This is a genomic window from Mesorhizobium sp. M5C.F.Ca.IN.020.32.2.1 (genome assembly GCF_004023105.1).
Classification (GTDB): domain Bacteria; phylum Pseudomonadota; class Alphaproteobacteria; order Rhizobiales; family Rhizobiaceae; genus Mesorhizobium; species Mesorhizobium wenxiniae.
The window spans coordinates 1-10,327 of the sequence record NZ_RZSX01000120.1 but is presented as its reverse complement, the minus strand read 5'-3'; the positions used below and the strand labels follow the sequence as shown (position 1 = coordinate 10,327).

Here is a 10,327-nt window from a genome sequence, read left to right as displayed (position 1 = left end):
GCTCTGGCTTGCAAGCGGGCGAACGGCGGTTCATGGCTTGTCTCGCAATCGCATCGGCAATTTCCGTGCAGCCGTATCCCACGTCGACTCGGTAAAGGGCGCCGTATCCATCAAGGCTTTTGCGAGGCTCGGTGTCCCGGATATATACGCCGTCCGCACTTGCCACGATCCGGTTTGGGGTCCCACCCCGGCTTGGCCAAGTACATCGCTACATGGAGTTCCGACTCTTCTCTTGAATGCGCGGTACCCGGATTGCTCAGTCCTATTTGTTTCTCTCTCGAATGCCTCGGGACCGGCGGTGCGACGGTCAGCTGTTGATTGCAAAATTTAACGGCAAAGCTGCGCTGGCTCCCCAACTGTTCGATTGTATGCGTTCGCATGACGGAGTATTGTCATGTATGGCGATGGCGCGCCCGATAAGCTAGGTGACCCTACGGACTTATCTGGTGCGCGCGCGGGCAGCGCTTAAATACTATGCTGGCGCTAACGGGCCAAGCCGCCTTCCACCAAGTTGACCCAGTAGCCGATCCCGTAAGGGATTGCATTGTCGTCGAAGTCATAGGTTGGATTGTGCAGGCCCGAAGTAGGTCCGTTGCCGAGGAACAAGAACGCGCCCGGTCGCGCCTGCAGCATGTAGGCGAAGTCCTCGGAAACCATCACCGGCTTGATCTGATCGTTGACGGCCTCTCGCCCAACAAGGCTCCGTGCGGCAGCGGCTGCCAGCTCGGTTGCCTCCGTCTGGTTGAATGTGAGCGGTTCAAGGCGCCTATGTCGGTATTCCACCTTGGCCCCGAAAGCAGCAGCAACATTCTTCGCGCAGACCTCGATCTGTTTTTCTGCAAAATCGCGCAATGCGGGTGATAGGCTCCTCACCGTGCCTCCTAGCGTGACGCTGTCGGGGATGATGTGATAGGATTCACTTCCGTTGAATTTGGGTACGGACACTACTAACGCTTCGGTCGGATCGCAGTTTCGTGACACCAAGGTCTGGAGCGCAATGATGATCTGTGCTCCGACGACCACCGGATCAATCGTAAAATGAGGCGTTGCAGCGTGTCCGCCCCGGCCTGTGACGATGATGTCGAACTCGTCGAGGGCCGCCATAATTGATCCGTCACGAATACCGAACTTGCCAACGTCAATACCCGGCATGTTGTGCATGCCGAAGACTTGGGCGATATTGAACCTATCCATCAATCCTTCTTGAACCATTCGTCCTGCGCCCTGCCCGTCTTCCTCGGCGGGCTGGAAAATGAGCGCCACCGAACCCTTGAAATTCCGGGTGGCGGAGAGATGCTTAGCGGCACCCAGCAGCATGGCGGTATGGCCGTCATGGCCGCATGCGTGCATTTTTCCTTCGACCTGCGACGTCCAGGGCTTACCGGTGGCCTCGACGATCGGCAGGGCATCCATATCGGCCCGTAGTCCGATGGTGGGGCCCTCTCCGCCGACGCCTTGGATCACCGCGACAACACCGGTCTCGGCTATGCCCGTCTCGATATGATTAATCCCAAAGGAAGCGAGCTTCTCGGCGACGAACTTCGCGGTGTTGTGCACGTTATATCCGAGTTCCGGATTCTGGTGGAGGTGACGGCGCCAAGCGATAGCCTCATCATGAATATCGCGGAAATCATCGACCCTGCGCATTCTTGTCTCCTGCACCAAAAAAGAGCAGACCCTCGCCTTGGGCCTGCCAGCTTGACCAGATCTGCGCAGCCAGGGCTCCGGCATCCTAGACTCGCGGATCCGCGTCGCGTGTTCTATCACTGAGAAGCTTCCAAGGTTGAACCTCTACAGTCAAATGCAGTGTGTGTATTGACCCCATCTCGCTTCGAGATGAGCCCCCCAGATCTGCGCGTTGCGATGGATGACAGACCTCGGCATGATCAGAGGTCGGCAGGCGCACCTCGATGCGCCCAAGGCCAGGTCGCCATGAACGGTTAGTGGTGCGTTCGTTGCTCCCTGTTTTAGAGGATCCAGTTCCTCCGAGTGCGGAGGGCACGAAAATCGCCGCAGTTGCGGTAAGGCATGTGCGGAAGTCGCAGGAATGCGCAGGCCCTTTGGGGTTCCGTATGGCACGGATGCAAGCCAGCTTTCGTTGGCAAAAATTCCCTTCGTTATTCTTGGGTGGGAGTACCGATCAGGCACATACCGCCAACGAGTACGTGGAAATAGATCAGTTGGCCAAAGCGGTCGAAATCTACCAAAAGATTATGCTTAGTTACTAGGGACTATCCGGCACAATCATCAAGCATAGCCGCGAGGCCGGCGATGACGTCGGGCTCACGGGACTACGTTTGCGTAAGATCGATTGTCGACGCCGTACCGAGCCAACCACACATGATGTCGTGGATGCCAGATGATCATGACTGCTGTGGTACCCGAAGCGGCAAGAGTCTTGCGCATTGAGACGGATCTGTCAGCTGCGGGGGTGCTGCGGTCGGCGTAGGTAGTCTCATGATGGATGCTAATTCTCGAAGCTCTCTGCAATACCGACCTTGCACCACGTGCCGCACTGGCCGATCCGCGGTTCGGATCAGCAACAGTTATGGCGAAACTTGAGTACCTCGCCATAGGGCCTCCGTCTCAGTTGCCAGCGACGACAGAAAGCGAGGACGGGCTGTGCACATGGGCCATCATAGTCAGGAGGTTTGTACACTCCGGCGAACGCTGGGAAGTGTACAGCGAACGACTTCATTCACGCAAGATCGCAGCTTATGAGCACCCAATCTCGTCGCAGACCTCCGGCGTTCAACCGCGTCCTGGAGCATAACGAAATCGCCGATTTTCTGCGCGCGGTACTGAAATTTCGCGTAATCGTGGTCTTGCAAGGCTGCTAGTTTTACTAGGCGGGAAAAGCCGTCCGACATTTGAAAAGTGCTCCAGATTTCGCGACGTAACCGCCGGAGACGGGAAACCGCCGCGTTCTGGTCCATGTAAAAGCACTGGCTCGACGTCGCTCTAGACGTCATCCGGCGGGACCAGCGGCCAACGGGAATGGAAGGAACTCTCAAATGAACACGTGGCAATGCTTAGGGGCCAGGAGCCGTGTTTTCAGGCGTGTAATTCTGAAGGTGGCTGCTTTGGGTATGGCGGCCCTGGCAACCGTAACGTTCACCGGGTCGGCCCCGGCTCAATCGCTGCTCGACAAGATCAAGAACGGAGAAACAATCCGGCTTGGCTTCTCCAACGAGCCTCCATTCGCCAATCCGGGCGCAAACAACGAGCCGCTCGGCTGGGTCAATGCAATGACGCTGGATATCCTAAAGAAGCTTGGCACCACCAAGGTCGAGCCGGTCGTGGCCGAATGGGGCTCGCTCATCCCCGGAATGCATGCCGGTCGCTTCGACATCATCACCGGCGGCATGTTCATACTGCCCGATCGCTGCCGCAACGTGCTTTTCACCGAGCCGCTCGCTGTCGCCACCGCAGCCCTGATCGTGCCGAAGGGCAATCCGCAGAACCTGCACTCCTATAAGGATCTGCGCGACAAGGGCCTGAGCGTCGCGACCGGCGCAGGCTGGGACGACGTCGAGAATGCGCGCAAAGCCGGGATCACCGATGAAAAAATTTTGCAGGTCGCCGGATCAGCAGAGGTCCTGCAGGCGGTGAAGGCTGGTCGAGCAGCTGCGGGTGTAGGCGACTACTTCACCATGAAGGAGTTCGCTGGCAAGGACGCCAGCGTGGAAGTGACCGATCCGCTTCCCGATAGTCCCAAAGGATATCCGGCCCTTGCCTTCCTGCCCAACCAGCAGGCGACTGTCGACGCCTTCAACACGGCATTGAAAGACTATATCGGGTCCAAAGAAATGATGGAGTCAGTCGGCAAATACGGCTACACCAAAATCAACCTCCCGGACGGCACCACGGCAGCCGAGCTCTGCAAGGGCTGAAACCCAGGCGAGATGCGCCATACGCTAAGTGTCTCCCCGACCTTGGTCGGGGAGACACTTAGAGGGGGCCGAAGCTTACAGTTATTTCATTCCTGGGCTCGCCTTGCCCCCCCGGGGTCTTCGCTAGAGAAGACGCCTGCTCAGTGGGCACGATAGTCACGCAACTCGTGCTTTGGTCAGCCATTGCGATTTCGTCCCGGTGCCACTGAAGAATGCGTTCGCGCCGGCGCTTTACGGACGCGATGCTCAGTGTTCACATTTCTCCGAGGGATTTGACTTGAAAAGACCCAAGGCAGCTTTGGATAACGGAAAGACGTTCCAATGTCCAAAATTGTGTCGCTGACCTCAGCTCAGACATTGTTGCATGGTGCGCAAGATTCACGCGCAGCCCGAACTATGTTTTCACGAGCAAAGAACGTCAGCGTTCGTGTTGGCGACTGCGCGAATTGGCTGCAACGAGGTCATCACCAGCTTCAGCAAGGCCGGCGTCGTCGGCGCCGTGATGGCCGCCGCGAACTTCGATCTAATTGGTGACAGGGCAAGCGACACTAAGTATTGGCAAACTCAACCGACGGCCGAGGAAGAGACCTATATCTGCCCTATGCTTGCAAGAGCCAAGGCATCATGGATGCCTCCGCCATGTGGGCACACTGCAATGTTGATGGCGAAACGCGATAGCTTGCTGAGACCGGAATTTTGCCGACAGCGGTTGTGATATTCCAAACGGCAAAAAGGACTCAGCACAGGCTCACGATACTCTTCGCTTCGGCATTAGCATTGCCGGCCAACCGCTTGTCGACAATGCTAAGGCCGGGAGCGGTAATCAGCCAGGTTGAGTGCTGCAGCGGAGCAAGATATTGCGGGTAATCTGCTCGACTACGGGGTCTGCCGGCAATACCGGAGGCTCGAGGCTGCGCGTTGCGGTCCAGTCAATCGACTTTACGAGTCCAAACACCCAGTCCGCTGTCGGAGCATTGAACAGTATGCCTTTGCCGGGCTCTTCGTGGACGACCATCGTAACGAATCCACCCAGGCTCCCAAGCGTTTCGCGCGGGCCCGAGGTTTGCCTGTGCGCCGCTGGCCAGCCGTCAAAGTCCCATTCACCCCAACGCCGACAATCAGCGAAAGCGAGCAACCGAGTTCCTGGTAGTGCTCCATCGGCGAATGTGAGTTTTGGACGCGGGCCGTCAGGCTCGACTTCGAGACCGTCCGCCTCATGTCCAAGGAGCTTTATTTCTGCACCAAAGGTGTCTCCGTCCCCGACCCCAGCACCATTGAAAACCCAATGCTCGGGATCGCATACGGTAAAGCCACACTCAGGGCGCGATGGCCCGCCGAAGAGCTCCCAGTACCAAAACATTCCGCCGGTCAGTACCTCCTGCGGCGCTCCAGGTCGACGCGTGTAATTGTATACGCCGGTCGTGGGTGTCGTTGACTCTGGCCGCAGATGCCAGGTGAATCCCGTAACCAAAGGGTTGGGTGCTGCAGCGTGCAGCGGATCAAGTGATTCCCCGCCGTCGCCATGCTCGCTGTCAGCGTGGTCGCCGGAAGCCTTATAGCACTCGATTGCAGTACTGTCAGAAGTCTCTCGGACCAGATAAGCAGGCAAGATTGCCACCGAGGAAGATCGTGGCGCCACCGGAATCCCGGAAAGCACGGACGGCGTCAAGCTGTTTTCCAGTCCAGTACTCGTCGTGGCCAATCGTGACCAGCGCAGAGTAATCAGAAAGGTTCGCATGCCCGTTGGAGATGTCGAGGCCTGAGCAAAAGTCGACGGATATTGCTTCGCGTTCCAACCAATCGATGAAGGCAAATGTCTGCCCCGATTTCGGCGGGTACGGCCTCAGAATGTTTCCGTTCGGGTAACATAGCCCGAGACCTGGCCGATGGATCGATGCTTTTGAATTCCTCAGCTCTTCCCAGTATTGGCCGTCATCCGACCGCCCATGGTACAAGCTTCGGTTGTGCCAAATGTGGTAGGCGAGCCAGGTTGCGACGTTGACTTGACAGAGGATCCGGGCGCCTGGGCGGTCGTTGCCACGCCGGACGATGAACAGCGCATCCTCGCCTGCACGATCGGTGGCGCGCTCCCGTGGCTTTTCCTCTGCGCAGAACTGAGCCACGTAAACGCCGCTAGGCCACTCATTGGGAACGCTGTCGAGCAGATTCACCTTCGGCCAGCGGCATCCTTCGGAGTCGGCGTCACCAGGGCCTAGGAGACGCCCCCCCGCCGACTGCGGCAGCCGGTGTGGTTCGACAGGGCCAAAGCGTCGGATGAAGGAGAGCTTGGGATGAAGATGAGCATCCTCGCACCCCGGTCACGCGGTAGATGTCGACGTAACAGCGTTCTGAAGATCGCGTTGCCACATGTACCGCGAGTTCGTCTCCAGACGCAACGGTGACGGCCGTCATATAGCCCGCAAAGTACGGTACTGCTTCTCGGCCGGTGGCCGGGAAAGCGACATAGCGGTACCCCGACGTTAGTGAAGGATGAACGCCGGGCAGGAACTCCTCAGTCTGTGGCGGGACCCTCCGCCGCAGAATGACCGGTGGTTCTGGCAACCGAGTCATCGGTCGAGTCAAACTCATTACAAGCTCGTCGGGATTCGAACCGTATCAGGAACACGGGCCGCCTAGTCTTCCTACAATGTAGCAGCGCTAGAACGACTGTTTCGACGAATTCGCGCGTTCGACGCAGTAAACGGGCTTATAGCGGCTCGTTTCTGCATAACGGCAGCGACCATTGGCAACGCGGCATTTGCCTGCCAAGGCCGCCAAATTGGACTGGCACACTGAACGACCCCAAGCGAGGCGTACGCGGCAAAGCGTCAGGCGACTGTTGTCAGTCAGATCACTGCTCGGCAGATGGAACGCTGATCGAGCTTTGCCTGATCAAAGATTCCTCCGCAATTATTAAGAGAGATCGGGTCGCCACGCCCAGCACAGCTTCACAAGGCGGTCCGATTTGCGAGCGAGGCCGATCGCATAGCCGGAAAACTCTGCTGCGTAGTGCTCGTGGCGTGGCGGAAACGCGGTGGTCGGGGCCCAGATGGCGAGGTCTCCACGCCACAGGCACATTGAGCGCAGCACTCGCCATATTGAGCCCGCAGATCGTTGCGGCCGCCGTGCAGCCTCGGCCCCGGCAAACCGGATCCAGGCCAAGTCACGAAACTCTGCGAGCGCAAGGTCAGCGGCACTTCGCCTGCAAAAGGCCATCAACCTGGTCTCACCGCATTCGCGCGTGAGACGATTTCCTGTTTCCCCCAGCACACTTTTCTCGCCGCTCAGCACAATGTACAAACTTATCGCCCAAGCCTTTCTCCATTTGGATCGAAAAACGCCCGGAGCGACGCGCCGGCTTCGTAGAGTCTGCCACCAATTTCGATTTCCGATCGACTGCTGTCAATCAGCTCCTTCGTGACTGGTGCGCGGTGGCTCACATAACCCATTCCCACTGACTGGCCCAGGGTAAAGCTCTTTGCTCCAGACGAAATGTACCCACAATCTCGCCGTTGCGTCGAATGGGTTCTTCGTGGAAAAGAACAGGGTTTGGATCGCGAGCTTGAATGACACCAGCCGTTTTTCCTAGCGGACCTGAATTTTTCTGGGAAAGTAACGCCCTTTTCCCGATAAAACCTCCATCCTTGTTCCAATCGACCCGAGGAACGAGAGCGACGCCTCGACATAGATTGCGCCGGCGACGACCAGGGCACCGTTCGCTGCGATTTTCGGCACGAGATTAGGCAGGATGTGCCGCACCATGATGCTGAAATTGCTGCTGCCAACAACGCGCGCACGATCGAGGAATGTTCGCTCCTTAAGCGACAGTGTCTGACTGCGAACGATACGGGCCACGAACGCCCAGCTTGTCATGCCGATGACGACAAGGATCACGAAAAGAGAAGGACGGAAGCCGAGGATTTCTCTGCCGCGCCCCATCACCTCGAGAACCACCGGTGTGATGACCAGCGCCAGCACGAAGGACGGCATGACGAAAAAGAAATCCGTCAAGGCATCAGCCAGACGTCAACCCTGCCACCGTAGTATCCAGCAGTCATTCCGACCGTGGTGCCGACGACGAGGCTGATTACGGTCGCCAGCAGCGCGATCGTGAGCGAGGTCCGGGCACCATTGACGACTAAAGTACGTCCCGCCCGACTTCGTCCGTCCCTAGCAGATGCTCGCCTGATGGGGGCGCGAGGAAATCGCCGGCCGCTGCCGGACCCTCGGATCAAGCAGGCCGTAGGCTAGATCGGCTACGAGGTTGGCGACGACAATCGAGGCGCCGAGCAACAGGAATACTCCTTGAAGGACTGGATAGTCCCGAGCATTGAGTGCCTCCACCGTCAGGCCACCGCTGCCCGGCCAGGCGAAGATGGCTTCGACGGTGATGGCACTTGCCACCACGTAGCCAAGATTAAGGGCAATCAGGGTAATGACCGGTAGCATTGCATTGCGAAATGCATGACGCATCAGCATCTAACCATTGGTCAGCCCTTTGGCCCGTGCGGTACCATATAGTCCTCGGTGACGATGTCGCTCATCGCAGCACGAGCGACCACGACGTATTGGCCGATTAGTCCAAGAGCCCCCGCGGTGACCGGAAGCGCGAGATGCCGCAAGTAGTCGAGCAACCAATCAAGCGAACCCGTAATTGCGCCAGGCGAAAGTGCACCATAACCCGGAAGCCAGCCCAATGCCGTACTGAAGATCACCACCAGGATCATGCCGAGCCAGAAAGCCGTCGGAATAGAGCGCCAGAGATGCTCCAGTGGCGATATGGTCGACGGGTCCTCTTCTGCGCCAACCCGCATGTAGGCCAAGCATAACCCCGCATAGGATGGCGATGAATTGGGCTAGACCGACCAGGGCAAGTGGCTGGCAAGCGTTCCACTATTAGGTCGGCGACATGCCGGCCCCTGAACTTGAAGCTGTAACCAAAATCGCCGCGGAGCGTTGCCGACAAGTACTCGAGCACCTGATTCGGGAACAGCGGCCGGTCGAGGCCCCAGTTCTCGCGCTGCGCCCCGATCTGCTCAGCGGTCACGCTGACGCGTGCCCCGCCGAGCAAAAGCGATGCAGGGGTCGCCAGGAATGACCCGGAACAGGACGAAGTTCAGGATCAGCCTTGAGGAGAATCCGCCCGATCCGCCGGCTCATCTGCTCTTGCTTTCTATCGGAACCATTTTAGGCCGGCTTTAGGCGATCGAATGGATAATAGCCCTGCGATGTCCCTATATCCTCGGGCCATCCCTGGAAGCAGTCCTTGCGACGGGCGTCGAGCAGCAACGGGTAGGCTAGGATGATGTAGGGGGCTTCGGAGTATATGAGCCGAACCGCCGAGTCGACCAGCTCCTGGCTCTTCTTAAGGTCGACGGTGATCTCGACGTCAGACACAAGTTGATCGAACTTCTCGTTGCTCCAGTATGACGTGTTGCTGGAATCGCCACTTTTGCCCACAACGAGCAGGTCGGAAGCGCTGGGACCGCGCCAACTCCCCGCAACGAGCAGGTCCCAGCCTCCGCCGCCCCTCGCCGGTGCCACCGTACGGGCAGAGAGCGCCCCGGAGTCGAGCTGGGTGACTGTTACGGGAATGCCGATTTGTCCCAACCAGCCAGTGATAAGCTGCACGACCGCGATCGGCATTTCGAGGGTACCCGAACCGGTTCCGGTAATCAGCTCGAGCTGGAAGCTGTTCCCCGCCTTGTCCTCCCGGACGCCGTCACCGTTCGTGTCCCGATAGCCGGCGGAATCGAGTCGGCGGGCTGCCTCCTCTAGATCAAAGTGGCGCCTGCTATCGCCCATATCCGAGTAGTAATCCGCCGCCACCGGCATTGCCAACCCTATGCCAGGGTCGGCGTGACCGCGGTAGGCCCGCTCGACGATGGCCTTTTGGTCGATCGCGTAGCCGATCGCATCGCGAAACGCCGGATCCTGCAGAGCCTTGGTGCTGCCTGCACCGTCCCCCGAGGCGGTGTTGAAGGCCAAATAGTCCCGCTGCTCGACGCGCGCTTCACCGACCACGATGTCAGGATTGTCCGAGAGGTCGGCCCATTGGGCAGCCGTCAGGCTGATACCATAGTCGAGAGCGCCGCTCTTCAGGCCCTGGGCGATGGGGTCGGCCGTATTGAAGAAATGAAAGACCATCCCGGCCGTCTTCGGCTGTCCGGTCCGGAAGTGCGGGTTCGGCACCAAGCGGGCAAACTGACCTTGCTGAAACTCCGAAACGATCATGGGTCCCGTGCCCACCAGCGGCGGGTCGTTGCGGAAGGCGCCCCGCGCATCGGCGTAGCTAATGTCCTTCCAGATGTGCTCGGGAACAATCATCGTGTAGTTGTCAAAGGCCAAGCGTGTTGGGACCTTGGTCACGATTTGCAAGGTCTCGTCATCCAGGGCCGTTATCGATTGGATCTGATCGAGGCCGCTGATGTTAT

Annotated in this window: 6 protein-coding genes and 3 pseudogenes; 2 read left to right on the top strand and 7 right to left on the bottom strand. The window is 58.6% G+C overall.

Going from position 1 to position 10,327, the window contains the following annotated elements:
* Together EOA86_RS40080 and EOA86_RS08720 are read right to left on the bottom strand one after the other, a co-directional pair.
* Window positions 1-193, bottom strand: a pseudogene (locus EOA86_RS40080) (hypothetical protein); the annotation flags it as partial.
* A 290-nt stretch (window positions 194-483) separates the two neighbouring features.
* Complete coding sequence (locus EOA86_RS08720; RefSeq protein WP_091598661.1) at window positions 484-1,647, bottom strand: M20 aminoacylase family protein; 1,164 nt, start codon at window positions 1,645-1,647, stop codon at window positions 484-486.
* A 1,442-nt stretch (window positions 1,648-3,089) separates the two neighbouring features.
* On the opposite strand from EOA86_RS08720, the gene ehuB reads away from it, so the two are divergent.
* Together ehuB and EOA86_RS08705 are read left to right on the top strand one after the other, a co-directional pair.
* On the top strand, window positions 3,090-3,893 hold the full coding sequence (gene ehuB / locus EOA86_RS08710; RefSeq protein WP_236473031.1) for an ectoine/hydroxyectoine ABC transporter substrate-binding protein EhuB: 804 nt from the start codon (window positions 3,090-3,092) through the stop codon (window positions 3,891-3,893).
* Window positions 3,894-4,257: 364 nt separating this feature from the next.
* A complete protein-coding gene (locus tag EOA86_RS08705; RefSeq protein WP_091598670.1) occupies window positions 4,258-4,608 on the top strand; it encodes a hypothetical protein in 351 nt (116 codons plus the stop codon).
* 862 nt (window positions 4,609-5,470) lie between these two features.
* Here EOA86_RS08705 and EOA86_RS08700 read toward each other — a convergent pair.
* The 5 genes and pseudogenes from EOA86_RS08700 to EOA86_RS08680 form a co-directional block, all read right to left on the bottom strand.
* Complete coding sequence (locus EOA86_RS08700; protein ID WP_329608755.1) at window positions 5,471-6,136, bottom strand: N,N-dimethylformamidase beta subunit family domain-containing protein; 666 nt, start codon at window positions 6,134-6,136, stop codon at window positions 5,471-5,473.
* Between the two features lie 1,059 nt (window positions 6,137-7,195).
* Window positions 7,196-7,579 (bottom strand): glycine cleavage T C-terminal barrel domain-containing protein, encoded by a 384-nt coding sequence (locus EOA86_RS08695; protein ID WP_091598679.1) that lies wholly within the window; start codon window positions 7,577-7,579, stop codon window positions 7,196-7,198.
* Window positions 7,551-8,103, bottom strand: a pseudogene (locus EOA86_RS41460) (ABC transporter permease); the annotation flags it as partial. The gene EOA86_RS08695 and the pseudogene EOA86_RS41460, both read right to left, overlap by 29 nt.
* Window positions 8,064-9,053, bottom strand: a pseudogene (locus tag EOA86_RS41455) (ABC transporter permease). The pseudogenes EOA86_RS41460 and EOA86_RS41455, both read right to left, overlap by 40 nt.
* A gap of 27 nt (window positions 9,054-9,080) precedes the next feature.
* A partial coding sequence (locus tag EOA86_RS08680; protein WP_164891632.1) for an ABC transporter substrate-binding protein occupies window positions 9,081-10,327 on the bottom strand: 1,247 nt, incomplete at its 5' end.